Below are 16,991 nucleotides of genomic sequence, written 5' to 3' on the forward strand. Positions count from 1 at the left end.
AATATTCAAACTGACAACTAAATATGAGAAAGATATATATAATAATTACTGCATTAACCTTGTCTGCCGGACTATTTGCTCAGACACAGGACTCTTTGTTGAGAAGACAGATGGAGCTTGAGAGGGAGTTTAACCCTACTCTGCTGGATGCTGACAAGATCAATTCTCTGCCTGCATTGCGAGAGCCAACCGTACAAAAGGCAAACACCAATTACTCCAACTGGGCAGGACGAATTGCTCCTCCTCTTGAAATAGCACTTCCGCGTCCAGGAGATATTATGACTGAGATTCCCTACAGTATGAAGAGAGGTTACCTATTCTTTAATGCCGGCAATTATGCAAACTTTAATGGTGGATTGGGATACAGGCTGGTTGATAATGCTAAGCATAACCTTGCTTTTTCTTTCCTGCATAACTCCACAAACGGTGATATAAATTATGTACAGGAGTCAGATCCTGCCGGCAACAATGCTTTTTTTATGGATAATATCGGTAAACTGGTATACAGCCATAATGCAGAGACTGCCAAACTCAATATGCACATCTCGTACCTCAATTCACAGTTTAACTATTATGGAAATACTTTCGGAAATGAACGTTTCTTCGATAACGAGAAAAACAGTCTGGGAGTACTGAATGCTATGGTTGCTCTTGAATCTGCTAAAAACGATCTGTTGAACTATAATGTATTTATCGACTTTAACAACTTCAATACAAAAAGAAGTGAAACTCCTGTATATGATTGGATGAAAGGAAATGAAATTCATGCCGGCATTGGAGTTGACAAACCTTTTGGAGGAGGCAGCAAAATTGGTGTCGATGGTTCTTTTCTGACAGCTCTATATAATGGCGAAAGAGATAATTATTTTCTTTTAAATGCATCCCCATATATACGTTTTGGCGAACTCAACAGGTACGCTAAACTTGGGGCTGACATTCTTTTCCAATCAACTGGAGGTACAAAAATCCGAGTTGTTCCTAATGTAGATCTTAAGTTAGGATTCACTGATTATTCATCTGTTTATGCAACCATACATGGTGGATTTGACAGTAATACTCTGCTGGATATGATGAATGAATCAAGGTACTTCCTTGCATTTGCACCAGTTAACCCATCTTTTTCACATCTGGATATAGAAGCAGGATTAAAGATTGGTGAACTGAGTGGCTTCAGGTTTGACCTATTCGGTGGATATAAGAAAACAGAAGATGAGCACTTTCTCATTTTAAATGGTCGCGACATCATTGGTGACGATGCATTCGGACCATTTATGGAGTCCCTTAAACCCATATATGGTAGTCTCACCCACTCTTTTGTAGGAGGTATGATTCAAACAAATATATGGTCACCTCTCAATTTATCACTACGTTTAAAAAAGAACTTCTTTGAAGCTGCTGAGATGACATCTAATGGTGTAGAAGTTAGTGATCCAATGGCTTATAACAAACCCGGTTTTGAAACTGATATCAAGGCAACACTTGATATTATCAGCAATCTAAAGCTAACTCTTAACTACTATCTGGCAAGTGACCGATGGACTTTCTCCGAGAGGATTGACAATTTTGAAAGGGTGAATGTTAAAATGGATAATATAAACGATCTCAATCTGGGAGCTGTTTATGATATAAATGACTCGTTTTCTCTGAATGTGAAGGCAAATAATCTCTTCTCTCAGAGGTATGACATCTGGTATGGTTACCCTGCACAGGGAATTAATATTGCCGGTGGGTTCACTTTTAAATTCTAAGAGCCGAATAAATTAAGGGTAATATTGATTAATATAAGGGAGTTTCATAATGTGCCGAAACTCCCTAAAAAACTATTTTTAATAATACTTCTTTCTTCTAGTCACTGGTTTTGTGTACTTTTGCGCCATCTTTGCAACATGTATAATATCCTGTAGAGACTCTACTGAATTATGAGTAAGAAAAAAACAACAACAAACAACAAAAAAACTGGAGCCGACAGCGGAAACAAAAAGGGTTATAATAAAACCAAACGTGATATAATTAAAACTCTTTGGGGTATATTTGGACTGATGGTGGCTGCTGTTATAGTTTTCTTTGGATTGCTCTCTGTTGGAGCAATAGGTTATCTGCCCAATATCGACGAACTTGAAAATCCTATTGACCGATATGCATCTCAGGTGATATCATCTGATAATGAGCTGCTTTTCACCTACTCACTTAGTGATGACAATCGAATCATGATCGATTATTCCGACCTATCACCACATCTTATCAGCGCATTGGTTGCTACTGAAGATATTCGATACTATTCACATTCGGGAATTGATATCATCGGTCTGGGTAGAGCAATATTCAAAACAGTAATTCTGCAGAGAGAAGAGAGTGGAGGTGGTAGTACAATTACTCAGCAGCTGGCAAAACTGCTCTACTCTCCCAGGGCTACCAGCAAGCTTCAGCGTGTTTTCCAAAAGCCTGTTGAGTGGGTAATTGCTGCAAAACTCGAACGCTACTACACAAAGGATGAGATTATTAATCTCTATCTGAATAAATATGACTTCAATTATAATGCCGTGGGTATTGAATCTGCCACACGCACCTACTTCAATAAAACCCCACGAGAACTTTCAATTGAGGAGGCTGCAACAATTATCGGCATGCTCAAAAACTCATCTCTTTACAACCCTGTACGACGTCCCGAGATAACTCTTGATAGACGTAACGTTGTTCTTAGTCAGATGCGTAAAGCAGGGCATATAACACGTCAGGAGTTTGATTCACTTAAGCAGTTGCCTTTGGAGATCGACTTCAACCGTTCAGGTCACATCGATATCTCTGCTCCCTATTATCGTCAACATCTTGCTAAGATAATGATGGCTGAGAAACCTCAGAGAAAGAACTACGCTTCTTGGCAGAATCAGCAGTTCACAGAGGACTCATTAGCATGGATTGAAGATCCTCTCTATGGATGGTGTAATAAAAACTTTAAATCAGACGGTTCCAAGTATAATATATATACAGATGGACTTAAGATATACTCTACGCTCGATTCCCGTATGCAGAAACATGCCGAAGATGCTGTAACCGAACATATGGGAGGATATCTGCAGAATGAATTTTTCAGAGAAAAAAGAGGAAGGTCATATGCTCCATACTCACGTGAGGTAAGTGATCAGGTAGAAGACCTGATGCTTAGAGCAATGAGGCAGACCGATCGTTACCGTATTTTAAGGAACGAAGGTATGTCTGAAGCTGATATCATTAAGAATTTCAAAGAACAGCCCGTTGAAATGAAGGTTTTTTCATGGGAGCATCACGAGATTGATACTGTAATGACTCCGTGGGACTCAATACGCTATCACAAAAACTATCTGCGTACCGGCTTTATGGCAATGGATCCTTACACAGGGCATGTTAAAGCTTATGTAGGAGGACCGGATTATCAGTTCTTCAAGTATGATATGGTAACAACCGGAAAACGTCAGATTGGTTCTACAATCAAACCATATCTTTACACTTTGGCTATGGAAGAGGGATTAACTCCCTGCACACCTTTAGTTCATCAACCAATCACTCTTATGGATGAGAATGGCAATCCATGGACACCAAGAAACCCAGGACATACAAGTGGAGAGACTGTTACTATTAAATGGGGACTTCAGCGTTCAAGCAACTGGGTAACAGCTTATCTTATGGGGCAGTTTTCTCCATATGCATTTGCAAGGATGTTGCAGTCATTTGGACTAAAAACGCCTGCCGATCCTGTTGTTTCTCTTGCATTAGGACCAAACGATGCGTCTGTTTATGAGATGGTTGGAGCTTATTCGTCTTTTATAAATAAAGGCATACGTGTTGAACCACTGCTGGTTACCCGTATTGAGGATTCATACGGCAATGAGATTTCAGCTTTTGTTCCCCGAATGAAGGAAATATTCAGTGAATCAACATCTTACAAGATGCTGGATATGCTAACAGCAGTAGTTGATGGAGGTACAGGTAACCGTCTACGCTGGAGATACAACTTAAAAGGTGCTATGGGTGGTAAAACTGGTACAACCAATAACAACTCCGACGGTTGGTTTATGTCGTTCACACCAGATCTTGTTGCAGGTGCCTGGGTAGGAGGAGAAGAACGCTCGATACATTTCGATCAGATGGCATATGGTCAGGGAGCCAGTATGGCGCTTCCCCTGCATGGTCTCTTCTACCAGAAGGTGTATGCCGATCCTGAACTGAACTATACTGATGATGGCAAATTTGATATCCCGGAAGATTTCAATCCCTGCGCAGGATCAGAGAGATACTCACCTGACTTTTACAAAAGTACCGAGCCTGTACAAAGCGAAGGAATTGATGATATATTCAATTAAAAAACATAACGGGAGACTCATTACTGAAAGCTCCCGTTTGAAGTGATTGTTTGAAAGAAAAACTCCCCGTGGGGGAGTTTTTTTATAAACTTTTATCATGAAGCATACCCAACTACAACAATAGCATTTTCGGGTAATGGTGGACCATCATAAGGTTTTGTGTTATCACCTTGCAAGCGAAATTGCACAGTTAAAGTAGCAACACTGGTGGTACCCTTGCCATCAATTCTACTGGGTGTCCAGTCAGGCATCCCCTCAATAATTCGCTGTACTTCCCTCCCCAGCAAAGGATCAGCTCCATTTGTTATATCAATGAATTCAACTTTTCCATTAGAAAGAATTCTATATCTTGCTAAAACCAATCCCTGAATACCGTTTTCCTGAGCAATAACAGGATACTTAATGCTCTCAGTTAAATATTTAAAATATGCACTCTCTCCACCTGGAAATTCGGCCTCTACAAAACTATCCTTAATTCTTTGAAGCTCCTCTTTTTTCTCTTCTGATAAAGGCTTATTATCAAGTCTGAATACCACAGGCAATGTATACCTCACATTAACAGCTTGTCCTCTCTGCTTGCCGGGTTTCCAGGCAGGCATTGACTTTAAAACTCTTACAGCTTCTGCATCCAGCAATGGATCAACACCTCTAACAACATTAACATCGTCAATAGATCCATCTTTCATTACAACGAAATTGCAAATTACCCTGCCCTGTATGCCTTTGGCTTTTGCTTCATCCGGATAAACTATGCTTTCTGACAAAAATTTCATCATTGCTTCCTGTCCTCCCGGAAATTCAGGTTGTTGCTCAACTACTACAAATACTTCAGATGGTTCCGGCATCACTTTCTGATCACCTTTCTCACCATCTGTCATTCTATTCCTGTCTTCAGTTGTTAACAATTTATTCTGGGAATCCTCAGCAGATATCCTGAATACCACAGGCAATGTATACCTCACATTAACAGCTTGCCCTCTCTGCTTGCCGGGTTTCCAGGCAGGCATTGACTTTAAAACTCTTACAGCTTCTGCATCCAGCAATGGATCAACACCCCTAACAACATTAACATCGTCAATAGATCCATCTTTCATTACAACGTAATTGCAAATCACCCTGCCCTGTATGCCTTTGGCTTTTGCTTCTTCCGGATAAACTATGCTGTCTGACAAAAATTTCATCATTGCTTCCTGTCCTCCCGGATATTCAGGTTGCTCCTCAACAACTACAAATATTTCTTCTGTTACTTCTTTCTTTACAGGTGGGGGTTCCTGAAGACTCTGATCTTTCTCACCGGCATACGAGCTGTTTGCAGCAATCAGAATAAAGAATATAGGCAAAATGGTTAAGTATTTAGCCAACTTCAGTGAAGAAGACCTGGTTTTATTCATCATCATAATTCTCTGTTTTAATTGTGATACATTAAAGTTATTTACTATCTGAACTGCAGTTTCATGATAAGTCAATCGTAACAGGTGATATTGATACTCCCTGCTGTCAACGCCCTCTCTAAGCACACCTACATCGGCAAGGTACTCAAGGTTCATTGCCATTTCTCGCTTTAGAAGCCAAACAGCGGGATTCCACCATGAAAAAAGTAATATAGATTCCACAAGCATTATATCGAGAGAGTGTTTTTCACTTACGTGTGTATGCTCATGAATTATAATTTGCTCCAATTCCTCCTTTGAGTGCATTTCTGAGTTTATAAAGATCATCCCGAAGAACGAAAATGGAGTTATATTATCTTTAAGATCGTAAACCTTTATACCCAAGACCTCTGTCTCTTCACTCTTTAATCGAATCCTGAAGATTGAAATCAGTTGCCATAAAAATCTTAGGATAAAGAAGATCGTCACAGCTATATAAAGTGTGATAAAGATCTGCTCCCAGGGGATATTTAACGAGCCAGCTTCTGCTTCCGATTCTTCAACCATCACTTCTAGTGTTGGTGCCTCAAAGAAAACTGTTGCTTCAACCGTCTGAGGCTCACTGAATCTGAAATTCCAGAAATCACTCAATCCGGGAACAACCAAAAGTGGGTATATAACTGAAAAGAGTAATGCCGAGAGGAAATAGAACCTCCTGATTTTCAAAAACGTATCTCTTTTAAACAGAAGTGTAAAAAGGAGATAGAACAGCACCAATGCAAAATTAACCTGTAAAATGTATACTAATATTGGATGCATGATCGCTGATTTTTAGTGTGTTTAAATTTCTACCTCTGACTATTTTCGATTAGGCGCACAATCTCTTGAAGATCATCAGCACTAATCTTCTGCTCTTTCGCAAAGAAAGATACCAGCTCTTTGTATGAGTTATCGAAATAACTTTTCACTACATCAGACAAAAAGTGTTTTTTATATGCTGATTCTGTAATTTTTGGCTTATACACTTTTACGTTACCGAATCTTCTTTTTGTCAAATATCCTTTATTCTCAAGATTATTGAATATTGATGCAACAGTTGTATATGGCTGACGGGGTTCCTCCATCCTTTCAACAACATCTTTAATTGCACATTCATTAAGCTGCCACACATGCAACATCACATTTTCTTCCTGAGGTGTTAATCGTTCCATAATCATTTATTTTTAGACTACTTCAAATAATCAATATTATTACATCACAAATGTACGATATTTTCGTAATAGTCAAATGTTTTCGTATTTTTTTATAGTTAAATAATTATAACACCCTAAATCTGACCTAAAAAGGATTTTACCAAACTCTTGCATTGGCCTTACCTTCTTCTTATATACCTTATATAAAAAAGATGAAAGAGTGTATAATGTTAAGGCGAGGTATATGTTTAGTTTATATTAAGTATGAATAAAAAAAAGGAGTATCACAATGGTGATACTCCCTTATTATTTAAAAAGTTTAGTTCTATCTCTTAATTCTGAGCCTCAAAATCCTGCATACATTTGATAAGAGCTTCAACCGCTTCTTTTGGACAGGCATTATAGATTGATGCACGGAAACCGCCAACCGAACGGTGTCCTTTTATTCCAACCATACCTCTTTCTGTTGCAAATTTCAGGAATTCTGCCTCTTTATCTTTATACTCTTCTTTCATTACGAAACATACATTCATAATTGAGCGATCCTCTTTTGCAGCTGTTCCAACAAAAAGTTTATTTCTGTCGATTTCATCATAAAGCATTCCGGCTTTCTCTTTATTGAGTTTATAGATTGCTTCTACCCCGCCCTGCTCCTTGAGCCATTTAAGGGTTTCATGCATAACAAATATAGAGAATACAGGAGGAGTATTAAACATTGAGCGGTTTTTCTCCGAATCGCTTATATGTGTGCGGTAATCAACCATAGTTTGAATAGGGCGACCAGTCTTTCCAAGTATATCTTCACGTACAATTACGAATGAAACACCGGCAGGACCAACATTCTTCTGTGCACCACCATAAATGATACCATATTTAGAAACATCAACCGGACGGCTCATGATGTCTGACGACATATCTGCTACCAGGGTAACAGGACTATCTATATCTTCATGAATCTCTGTTCCGTAGATTGTATTATTACTTGTTATATGGAAATAGTCAACATCTTCAGGGATAGAATAACCCTTAGGAATATATGAGAAATTTTTGTCAGCCGATGAAGCTACAACCTCAACTTCCCCATAAAATTTAGCCTCTTTAATTGCTTTCTTTGCCCATGAGCCTGTCTCCAGGTAGGCTGCTTTACTTTTTAACAGGTTGGCCGGTACATCAAAGAACTGTGTACTTGCACCTCCACCAAGAAAAAGAACATGATAATTATCGGGAATATTCAGAAGTTCCTTCCACAAATCGGCTGTCTCTTTCATGATTCGCTCCCAACCCGGGGTGCGATGTGAAATCTCAAGAATACCTATTCCTGTGTTGTCAAAATTGCGGATTGCTTCAATAGCCGACTCAACTGCCGGTCTGGGAAGCACGCAGGGTCCGGCATTAAAATTGTACTTTTCCATTGATTGTTATTTTAAAAATTATATCCAGAATTCAGTTTGTCACTCTTCAAGCTGATTCAGGAAGATGACTTTTATTTGATATCCCGTTGATTTTTATTAGTTGACTCTATACTTGTCATCTCCACTCTTTAAAAACATTACTGCCTGATGGGCAGCTGCAATTCCTGCATTTCTGTTTGCCTCTGTAGTTTGTGCACCTGATTTTTTTGGTGTTGCGAAATAACGATTAGGGAATTTCTCCAGGAAGATTTCATGCTTATCAGGTTTGATATCTGTTACGTACTGAAAAGCAGGACGTTCCTCCATTATCCGAATCAAATCATCCTCAACAATATGCTCTTTACGAGCTGTATTGATCAGCAAACCATCTTTTGGCATATAAGCCAGAAGTTTATAGTCGATACAGTTTCTGGTATCTTCCAGCAAAGGCATGTGAAGAGATACTATATCACTGTTTTCAAAAAGCTCTCTATTGCTATACGCAGTAATTACTCCATACTCTCCCTCTTTCCTGAGGTCATCATGTGTCAGAGCAGGTGAATATGCGTAAACAGCCATATTAAACCCACGTGCAATACGTGCAACTTTTTTAGCAACGTTACCAAAAGCGTACAGTCCGAGTCGTCTGTTTATCAACTCACGACCAACAGATCCGTCGAATTTGTTTCGCTGCATATATATCATCATTCCAAATACCAGTTCTGCAACAGCATTGGCATTTTGTCCCGGAGTATTCATTACACAAATATTGCGACTGGTTGCAGCATCCAGATCAACATTATCATAACCTGCTCCGGCTCTGATAATAAGCTTCAGTTGCTTAGCAGCATCCATTACTTCACCATCTATTTTGTCACTTCTAACAATTAAAGCGTCTGCATCTTTAACGGCATCAAGTAATTGCGATTTCTCTGTATAGTTTTCTATTTTTTCAAATTCAAGACCAGCAGTTTCAACTACATTTTGAATTCCCTGCACTGCCTGTAAAGCAAAAGGTTTACTTGTTGCCAAAAGTACTTTCATATTTTGTTTCACTTATTAAATAAATTGGAATCACACCTTGATATGATTGGTAGATTTTTAGACAATTCTCCTATAATAAAAAATATTAATGGTTACAAATTTACAAACTTAAACGTTACAAAAAACGAAATTAGAAGAAAAAAACAAGACAAAGTTCACAAATGTTCCAAAAATAAAAGATATTTGTTCAGGAAATCGATTCATATTATCTTTGTGATAATGCACCAAAGATAACTCTATGAACAGTCATTACCCTTCCACCTTACTAGAAAATGCAGTAAATGAATTTGCGAAATTGCCCGGTATCGGGAAAAAGTCTGCACTGCGGCTTGTACTTCATCTGCTAAGACAGGATGAAGAAAAGGTGGTTACTTTTGCAGATACTATCCTTAAACTCAGACAGGAGATAAAATACTGCGCAATTTGCCACAACATTTCAGATATAGATATATGTGAAATCTGTTCCGATAAATCCAGAAGCAACTCACTCATTTGCGTTGTTGAAAATGTGAAGGAGGTTATGGCTATAGAAAAAACTGATCAGTTCAGGGGACTATATCATGTACTTGGAGGAATAATTTCTCCAATTGATGGAATTGGTCCCTCCGATCTTGAGATAGCAAGTCTGGAAGAGAGAGTTAAGTCGGGTGAAATTAAAGAGGTTATTTTAGCCCTCAGCGCCACAATGGAGGGAGATACAACCAACTTCTACATCTATCGTAAACTGCAGCCTTACAATATAAAAGTGAGCATTATTGCCCGTGGAGTATCAATTGGAGATGAAATTGAATATGCAGATGAGGTTACTCTGGGACGCTCAATTTTAAACAGGACACCGTTTGACGAATCTTTTAATCAATTATCTAAATGAGTGAATCTAAAAACATTTTCGACGAAACAATCAGCAGCTTAAAATTGTATTACTGGTTTAGCATAGCAGCGGTTGTTCCACTCTTCCTGCTTCTTATTTCTAAAGTACTTACAATTAAAGTAGAAGGAGCAGAAGTAAGTGTAACATTAGAGAGATATGCAATTGTAATTACAATACTGGCTATTCCTGCTGCACTAAAACTCTTTGCAGAGATATTGAAAAAAACATCACCTGATTCCGACAATGCAACTGTAATAAAAAGATACAAAAGAGCATCAGTAATTCGTCTGCTGATAATTAATGCAGTTACATTAATGAATATAGCCCTTTATGCTATTTCAGGAAATATGAACTTCTTCTGGTTTACTATAATACTTTTTATTATTTACTATTTCTGCAGACCCTCCTATCCGGAACTGACAGGATTGACCGAAAAAGGTGAGCAGAAAAAACCTTTGAGGAATGAGATTCAGGAAATAAATAAAGCAAACGAAGCAGATGAAGAAAATACTTGAAAACAATGTTATCCGTTTACGAGCTCCTGAGCCCGAAGACCTGGATCATTTATACAGGTGGGAGAATGACACATCTCTATGGGAGTACGGCGCATCTATTGCTCCATACTCACGTTTTGCTTTGAAACAGTATCTTATTGACTCAAAACAAGATCTTTATGCAGATAAACAGTTACGTCTGATGATAGTTATAAAAGAGTCAAATGAGGTTGCTGGAACAATTGATCTGTATGACTTTGATCCCTTTCACAAGAGAGCAGGAGTTGGTATTCTTATAGACGAGAAGTTTCGTGAACAGGGATATGGATTGCAGGCATTACATATTCTTGAGGAGTACTCGTTTAATTTTCTGAAGATAAAACAGCTCTATGCCATTATTCCTGAGAATAACAGAGGCAGTATAAGACTTTTCAGCAAAGCGGGATATTCTGAGGCCGGGATACTGAAAGAGTGGCTTTCAAGCGGAAGCATATATGAGAATGCATTAATAATGCAAAGAATAAACGGTTCACTAATTTAAACAAAGATGCAGGAAGATATAAAAAAAGCAATTGAGGTTTTAAAGTCGGGAGGAATCATACTATATCCAACTGATACAATATGGGGTATAGGATGTGACGCTACCAACGAAGAGGCTGTTAAACATATCTATGATCTGAAGCAGCGTGACGACAGTAAATCTATGCTTGTACTGCTGGACAATCCTGCAAAATTGCAAACCTACGTTCAGGATGTGCCGGAAATTGCCTGGGATATGATAGATTTGACCGACAAGCCACTCACAATCATTTATGATGGAGCAAAAAATCTTGCAGCAAACCTTATAGCTCCTGATGGATCAATAGGGATAAGAATAACCGACGAACTGTTTTCAAGAGAGCTGTGCAAACAGTTCAGAAAACCTATCGTCTCCACATCAGCAAATATAAGCGGAGAGGTATCCCCTACTAAATTTTCAAAAATATCAGCTGAAATCAAGAATGGAGTTGACTATGTGGTAAACTATCGCAGAAAAGATAATAGTGAAGTTAAGCCATCCAGTATAATTAAGCTGGGTAGGAATGGGACAATTCAGGTTATTAGAAAATAACATTATTTATTATCTTTGCTATTGTGAGACTGTTTATGCCGATACAATTTAAAGAAATACATAATAAATTTCTCCTCTGGCGCGATGAGCATATAAAAGAGCGCCATTTTTTGCTGTTTGTATGTTTCATTGTTGGAATACTTACTGCATTTGCAGCATATCTGCTTAAGCTTAGCATAGAGTTTATACAGGTATTCCTAACGGAGAATTTCAGTCAGGTAAGCCACAACTACTCATACCTTCTGTTCCCGATAGTTGGAATTCTGATTGCAGGACTCTACGTGAGATATATAGTGAAAGACGATATCAGTCACGGCGTTACAAAAATCCTGTTTGCTATATCACAACGCAAGAGCAGAATAAAGCCACATAACATGCACTCATCACTTGTGGCAAGTTCCATAACTATTGGTTTAGGAGGATCAGTTGGAGCCGAGGCACCAATTGTGCTTACCGGTTCGGCCATCGGATCTAACATTGGAAGGTTTTTCAGACTGGAGCAGCACAGTTTGATGATTCTTGTTGGGTGTGGCGCTGCAGGAGCCATTGCAGGCATATTTAAAGCTCCTGTTGCAGGCATTCTTTTTGTGATAGAGGTGCTGCTTTTAGACCTTACCATGTCATCAATCATGCCTCTGCTTGTTACAGCAGTAACCGCAACCGTGGTATCATATATGCTAACAGGAATGGATGCCATGTTTGCCTTTACACTGCTTGAACAGTTTACTCTCGACCGCATTCCTTATGTTGTACTACTTGGTATACTGTGTGGACTAATATCACTCTATGTTATCCGCATGATGAGCTGGTGCGAGAATATATTCCATAAACTTTCGCCATGGAGGCGATTCCTGCTGGGAGGAGTTACATTAAGTCTATTAATATTCTTTTTCCCCCCACTTTTTGGTGAAGGGTATCATACAATAGAAACATTGCTTGAAGGAGGTGACTCATTTCATAGATTAACCAATGAGAGCTATTTCTACAACTGGAAAAGTCCATGGTCGGCAATCATATTCCTTGCGTTGGTAGTACTATTTAAAGTTTTTGCCACAAGTGCCACAAACGGTGGTGGAGGTACAGGCGGTGTATTTGCTCCTACGCTGTTCCTTGGCTGTATTGCAGGTTTCATATTCTCATATACATTAAATCATATTGGAGTTGCAACATACTTACCCCAGGAGAATTTTGCGCTTATGGGGATGTCGGGGCTAATGGCGGGGGTTATGCATGCACCGTTGACTGGAATGTTTCTTATAATTGAGCTCACCGGGGGATATGACCTTTTCCTGCCTCTAATGATTGTATCCCTTGTTTCCTACGGTACAATTCTTATTTTTGAGAAGCACAGTATATATGCTATAAGGCTTGCAAAAAGAGGGGAACTTATCACACATCATAAAGATAAAGCTGTACTCACATTCCTGAAGGTAGAGAACCTTCTTGAAAAGAATATACCAACTGTTACACCTGATATGACGCTGGGTGATATGGTTAAGGTTATTTCTAACTCAAATAGAAATATATTCCCTGTTGTTGACAAAGAAAACAAACTGCTGGGCTTGGTACTAATGAATGATATTCGCAATATAATGTTCAGGTCTGAGCTCTATGATCGGTTTATGGTGAATAAATTTATGGTTGGATCTCCCGCCATAATAAATATCAGCAACAGTATGGAGGAGGTGATGGATCAGTTTGAAAAGACAAAAGCTTGGAACTTGCCTGTTGTTGATGACAAAGGGGTGTATCAGGGATTGCTTTCGCAATCATCAGTTTTCAACTCATACCGCGAGGTGTTAGTGGAAAATTATTCTGAAGGTGATGAATAGTAATTAAGGTGAAATGTAAGTTAGTAAGATGAAAAAAGAAGATTTAAGGATAGTTTTCATGGGTACACCGGAATTTGCGGTTGAATCACTGAAAACATTGGTTGAGAATGGTTATAATGTAGTGGGTGTGATTACAATGCCCGACAAGCCGGCAGGTAGAGGTTATAAATTACAACCATCACCTGTGAAGCAGTATGCATTGGAAAAAGGTCTGCATCTGTTACAGCCTGAGAAGCTTAAGGATGAAGAGTTTTTGAGTGAGCTTAGAAAATTAAAAGCTGATGTTCAGGTTGTGGTGGCTTTCAGGATGCTTCCTGAAGTTGTGTGGAGTATGCCTGAGAAAGGAACATTTAATCTTCACTCCTCTTTACTCCCTCAATACAGGGGTGCAGCACCCATCAACTGGGCAATAATAAATGGAGAAAAGGAGACAGGAGTAACCACATTTTTCCTATCCCATGAAATTGATACAGGAGAGATAATATTCCGTGAGAAAACAGAGATAAGTGAGTCCGATAACGCAGAAACGTTGCATGACAGACTGATGGTTATGGGTGCATCACTTGTGAAAAAGACGATTGATGCAATTCTTGAAGATAATGCTAAGGCAATTCCTCAGGAAGAGCTTGTCGGCAGTGAAACAGTACTTAAACCGGCTCCAAAGATATTTACTGAGACCTGCAAAATAGACTGGAACAGGAAAAGTGCTGAAATATTTAATTTCATAAGGGGCTTGTCGCCCTATCCTGCTGCTTGGACCGAGTTACAGCGCCATGATTCAGATGAAACTCTTCGTATAAAGCTGTTTGCAAGCGAAAAGATTGCACTCACAGAAGATTATAGGATTAATTCATTAACTCCCGGAACAATTATAACCGATAATAAAACCTATATTGATGTAGCAACAGGTGACGGACTGCTCCGGATAACAGATCTGCAGCTTTCAGGAAAGAAGCGAATGAAAAGTGTGGATTTCCTGAATGGATATAAGCTGGATAATAAAGACAGTTTCCAATAGTCTGAACAAAAAAGATCCCTTATAAAATTAAATAAGGGATCTTTTTTTATAAACAGTTGTAGTATAATTACCACTTATAGTTAAGTCCAAAACTAAGTGTTTGGTTGTATTGCAGATATTTTAAATCGGGATGTGGCGGAACACCATCATCAAACCTCACATTTAAATAAATTCTTGTAGAGAATGCATTACTCAAAGCCATATTCAAACTGTTCTCAAATTCCGCCTCAACCTTATCGTAGCTTGTAAAGTATGTCAGACGCGAATCCCAGGTAATATATCTAGTTATATCATATTTGAGTATTGATGTTACCGTGGTACCCATATCTAGATTGTATTTTTTATTTTCTGGTATACCAAAGCGTACAACATCTACCGAATCATTTGATACATATTTAAAATTAAGTGAAATAGGAGCTAATGCCAGATCCCAGCGAACACGACGACCACGTACCTTTTCTGATTTTTTGTCAAGGTTAAATTTCAAACCGACACCAGCATTTACATATAGAGGAGACAATAACGCTGAACGCAGTTGATTTGAATTTGTAGGATATGAATTAAACAATTGCGATTTAGCCTCCATATTCATTGAGTAGGACCATCCTTTTGCAAAAGCATCAAGTCCAAAATCACCATAATAGCGAATAAGGTCATTACCAATTCTATACTCTCTCAGAGAGTCATCAGGAGCATTAAATACTGACAGTCTCCATTCAAGTGTATTGTTGAACCTAACCTTATCTTTTTTATAGTTAGCCCTTAACACATGATAGCTATTGAAGTTAAGGTTATTTGTACCACCCTTGTGCCAGTTATCAGAGAAATAGTTCTGTGCGAATTGAAAAGAGTGCTCGCCGGAACGAACCCAGTATTTTCTATTTATTGTAGTTAATTCCACTCCAGGAGCCTCCAGAGAGTATGCTGTTTCAGATCTCAGAAGTTCGCGGAACGGATTAAAAGTCTCTCTTACAATCTCATCATCAGTTGCCACTTGCGGAAGAGATTCAAAATTTAAAATCGAATACTTAACTCTGTCTGGATGGTCGGTGTAATAGTTACGTCTTATCTTTTGAATAAAATCGGATCTCTCCAGCCTTGGTTCAAAAGTTTTATCTTTGTCAATGAGTTTTCCCGGTTCATAATCTTTATCAGGATTATAGAAAGATATATCACGTGGTAACATCCTGCCATTAAAAATCATTGGAAGGAACAACGGGTTATAAAAAAGAGTATCTCTGAAAGTTAAACCTCTCAATGCATCAGGATTATAATAGTTTTCCGGTAACTGCAGAATACCTCTCTCATTCCTGACGTAGATTGAGTCGAGAGGATTTCTGGAAACAGGCAGTACAGGCTGAATCACTTGAGCAGGTATAACATAATCTGTAACTCGTTCCTTTGGTAAAATTGTGTCATTAACAATAATCTCACCATGGGTGGTACGATTTTGAATTAAACGGCTGATATCGGTAATATCTTCAAATAAATCCAGACTATCATTTACCTGAGATAGATCAGCTGCTGTGACAGACAATGAAAAAACAGATATAATCAGAGATAAAAACAGTTGTTTCATAATTGGGAAAATTTGGTTAAGACTTGCGTCGGCTCTCAGAGCCCCATCTAATTACAAAGATATATAAAAAATATATATTTAAGGAGTGAAGAGTACAATGTGATATATAATTCACCAAAAAAATGATATATTTGTATAAAATAATTAGATAAACTAATTCATTAAAGTTATGAAGAAAATATCCTACCTTTTATTAATTGTTATAAGTGCAATCACACTCACGAGCTGTTCAGGCTATAACAGAATGGTTGAAAAGCAGGAAGCAGTGACTGCACAATGGGGTAATGTTCAAAATGCATATCAGCGAAGGGCTGATCTTATTCCTAATCTGGTGAACACTGTGAAAGGTTATGCAGAGCATGAGCAGGAAACATTCACTCAGGTGACAGAGGCAAGGGCAAAAGCAACTCAGACAACTATAAATCCTGAAAATCTGACAGCAGAAAGTCTGCAGGAGTATCAGCAGGCACAAAACGAACTGAGCCAGGCATTGGGAAGGTTATTGCTAATTCAGGAAAACTATCCTGAACTGAAAGCAAACCAGAATTTTCTTGCACTTCAGGATGAACTTGCCGGAACTGAAAACAGAATATCGGTAGAACGCAACAGGTTTAATCAACTTGCGCAGGACTATAATTCATATATCAGAAAATTCCCTCAGGTTATATATGCCAAGTGGTTTAAGTTTGACTCCAAAGCATATTTTGAGGCACAACCTGATGCACAGACAGCTCCGCAAGTACAATTTTAG

At 38.5% G+C, this 16,991-nt stretch carries 14 protein-coding genes; 9 read left to right on the forward strand and 5 right to left on the reverse strand.

The window, feature by feature from the left end; translation table 11 throughout:
- Positions 1-23 precede the first annotated feature (23 nt).
- Together BN1354_RS07635 and BN1354_RS07640 are read left to right on the forward strand one after the other, a co-directional pair.
- Positions 24-1,748: a hypothetical protein gene (locus tag BN1354_RS07635; protein ID WP_045089010.1), complete on the forward strand. Its 1,725-nt coding sequence runs from the start codon at positions 24-26 to the stop codon at positions 1,746-1,748.
- Between the two features lie 291 nt (positions 1,749-2,039).
- Positions 2,040-4,337, forward strand: coding sequence for a transglycosylase domain-containing protein (locus BN1354_RS07640; protein ID WP_045090778.1), 2,298 nt, complete (start codon positions 2,040-2,042; stop codon positions 4,335-4,337).
- A 95-nt stretch (positions 4,338-4,432) separates the two neighbouring features.
- Here the strand turns inward: BN1354_RS07640 and BN1354_RS07645 are convergent, their stop codons facing one another.
- From BN1354_RS07645 to BN1354_RS07660, 4 genes are all read right to left on the reverse strand, one after another.
- The gene (locus BN1354_RS07645) at positions 4,433-6,526 is read right to left on the reverse strand and encodes a M56 family metallopeptidase (protein ID WP_053826752.1); all 2,094 of its coding nucleotides are present in this window, start codon (positions 6,524-6,526) and stop codon (positions 4,433-4,435) included.
- 29 nt (positions 6,527-6,555) lie between these two features.
- Positions 6,556-6,918 carry a BlaI/MecI/CopY family transcriptional regulator gene (locus tag BN1354_RS07650; RefSeq protein WP_045089009.1) on the reverse strand — a complete coding sequence of 121 codons (363 nt, stop codon included), beginning with the start codon at positions 6,916-6,918 and terminating at the stop codon, positions 6,556-6,558.
- Between the two features lie 314 nt (positions 6,919-7,232).
- Positions 7,233-8,312 carry a 3-phosphoserine/phosphohydroxythreonine transaminase gene (gene serC / locus BN1354_RS07655; protein ID WP_045089008.1) on the reverse strand — a complete coding sequence of 360 codons (1,080 nt, stop codon included), beginning with the start codon at positions 8,310-8,312 and terminating at the stop codon, positions 7,233-7,235.
- Positions 8,313-8,408: 96 nt separating this feature from the next.
- On the reverse strand, positions 8,409-9,335 hold the full coding sequence (locus tag BN1354_RS07660; RefSeq protein WP_045089007.1) for an NAD(P)-dependent oxidoreductase: 927 nt from the start codon (positions 9,333-9,335) through the stop codon (positions 8,409-8,411).
- Positions 9,336-9,573: 238 nt separating this feature from the next.
- Between BN1354_RS07660 and recR the strand changes: the two genes are divergently transcribed.
- Genes recR through fmt form a run of 6 tightly spaced genes read left to right on the forward strand, consistent with a single transcriptional unit; the run spans position 9,574 to position 14,661 of the window.
- A complete protein-coding gene (recR, locus tag BN1354_RS07665) occupies positions 9,574-10,206 on the forward strand; it encodes a recombination mediator RecR (RefSeq protein WP_045089006.1) in 633 nt (210 codons plus the stop codon).
- Entirely contained in the window at positions 10,203-10,721 is a 519-nt protein-coding gene (locus BN1354_RS07670; RefSeq protein ID WP_053826753.1) for a hypothetical protein, read from the forward strand. The genes recR and BN1354_RS07670 overlap by 4 nt, the downstream gene beginning before the upstream one ends.
- Positions 10,705-11,241, forward strand: coding sequence for a GNAT family N-acetyltransferase (locus tag BN1354_RS07675; protein ID WP_045089004.1), 537 nt, complete (start codon positions 10,705-10,707; stop codon positions 11,239-11,241). The genes BN1354_RS07670 and BN1354_RS07675 overlap by 17 nt, the downstream gene beginning before the upstream one ends.
- A 6-nt stretch (positions 11,242-11,247) precedes the next feature.
- A complete protein-coding gene (locus BN1354_RS07680) occupies positions 11,248-11,811 on the forward strand; it encodes an L-threonylcarbamoyladenylate synthase (RefSeq protein WP_053826754.1) in 564 nt (187 codons plus the stop codon).
- Positions 11,812-11,846: 35 nt separating this feature from the next.
- Positions 11,847-13,643, forward strand: a complete 1,797-nt coding sequence (locus tag BN1354_RS07685; RefSeq protein ID WP_053826755.1) for a chloride channel protein — start codon at positions 11,847-11,849, stop codon at positions 13,641-13,643.
- Between the two features lie 28 nt (positions 13,644-13,671).
- Entirely contained in the window at positions 13,672-14,661 is a 990-nt protein-coding gene (gene fmt / locus BN1354_RS07690; protein ID WP_053826756.1) for a methionyl-tRNA formyltransferase, read from the forward strand.
- 67 nt (positions 14,662-14,728) lie between these two features.
- Here fmt and BN1354_RS07695 read toward each other — a convergent pair whose 3' ends face one another.
- A complete protein-coding gene (locus tag BN1354_RS07695) occupies positions 14,729-16,240 on the reverse strand; it encodes a DUF3078 domain-containing protein (RefSeq protein WP_052673070.1) in 1,512 nt (503 codons plus the stop codon).
- Between the two features lie 169 nt (positions 16,241-16,409).
- Here BN1354_RS07695 and BN1354_RS07700 point away from each other — a divergent pair, with 169 nt between their 5' ends.
- Positions 16,410-16,991 (forward strand): LemA family protein, encoded by a 582-nt coding sequence (locus BN1354_RS07700; protein ID WP_045089001.1) that lies wholly within the window; start codon positions 16,410-16,412, stop codon positions 16,989-16,991.

The organism is Lascolabacillus massiliensis (assembly GCF_001282625.1).
GTDB classification, from domain to species: domain Bacteria; phylum Bacteroidota; class Bacteroidia; order Bacteroidales; family Dysgonomonadaceae; genus Proteiniphilum; species Proteiniphilum massiliensis.

What these genes read in the sequence shown, in the direction of transcription:
- BN1354_RS07635 (WP_045089010.1), top strand. Translation starts at nt 24, where the DNA reads ATGAGAAAGATATATATAATAATTACTGCATTAACCTTGTCTGCCGGA.
- BN1354_RS07640 (WP_045090778.1), top strand. Translation starts at nt 2,040, where the DNA reads ATGGTGGCTGCTGTTATAGTTTTCTTTGGATTGCTCTCTGTTGGAGCA.
- BN1354_RS07645 (WP_053826752.1), bottom strand. Translation starts at nt 6,526, where the DNA reads ATGCATCCAATATTAGTATACATTTTACAGGTTAATTTTGCATTGGTG.
- BN1354_RS07650 (WP_045089009.1), bottom strand. Translation starts at nt 6,918, where the DNA reads ATGGAACGATTAACACCTCAGGAAGAAAATGTGATGTTGCATGTGTGG.
- serC (WP_045089008.1), bottom strand. Translation starts at nt 8,312, where the DNA reads ATGGAAAAGTACAATTTTAATGCCGGACCCTGCGTGCTTCCCAGACCG.
- BN1354_RS07660 (WP_045089007.1), bottom strand. Translation starts at nt 9,335, where the DNA reads ATGAAAGTACTTTTGGCAACAAGTAAACCTTTTGCTTTACAGGCAGTG.
- recR (WP_045089006.1), top strand. Translation starts at nt 9,574, where the DNA reads ATGAACAGTCATTACCCTTCCACCTTACTAGAAAATGCAGTAAATGAA.
- BN1354_RS07670 (WP_053826753.1), top strand. Translation starts at nt 10,203, where the DNA reads ATGAGTGAATCTAAAAACATTTTCGACGAAACAATCAGCAGCTTAAAA.
- BN1354_RS07675 (WP_045089004.1), top strand. Translation starts at nt 10,705, where the DNA reads ATGAAGAAAATACTTGAAAACAATGTTATCCGTTTACGAGCTCCTGAG.
- BN1354_RS07680 (WP_053826754.1), top strand. Translation starts at nt 11,248, where the DNA reads ATGCAGGAAGATATAAAAAAAGCAATTGAGGTTTTAAAGTCGGGAGGA.
- BN1354_RS07685 (WP_053826755.1), top strand. Translation starts at nt 11,847, where the DNA reads ATGCCGATACAATTTAAAGAAATACATAATAAATTTCTCCTCTGGCGC.
- fmt (WP_053826756.1), top strand. Translation starts at nt 13,672, where the DNA reads ATGAAAAAAGAAGATTTAAGGATAGTTTTCATGGGTACACCGGAATTT.
- BN1354_RS07695 (WP_052673070.1), bottom strand. Translation starts at nt 16,240, where the DNA reads ATGAAACAACTGTTTTTATCTCTGATTATATCTGTTTTTTCATTGTCT.
- BN1354_RS07700 (WP_045089001.1), top strand. Translation starts at nt 16,410, where the DNA reads ATGAAGAAAATATCCTACCTTTTATTAATTGTTATAAGTGCAATCACA.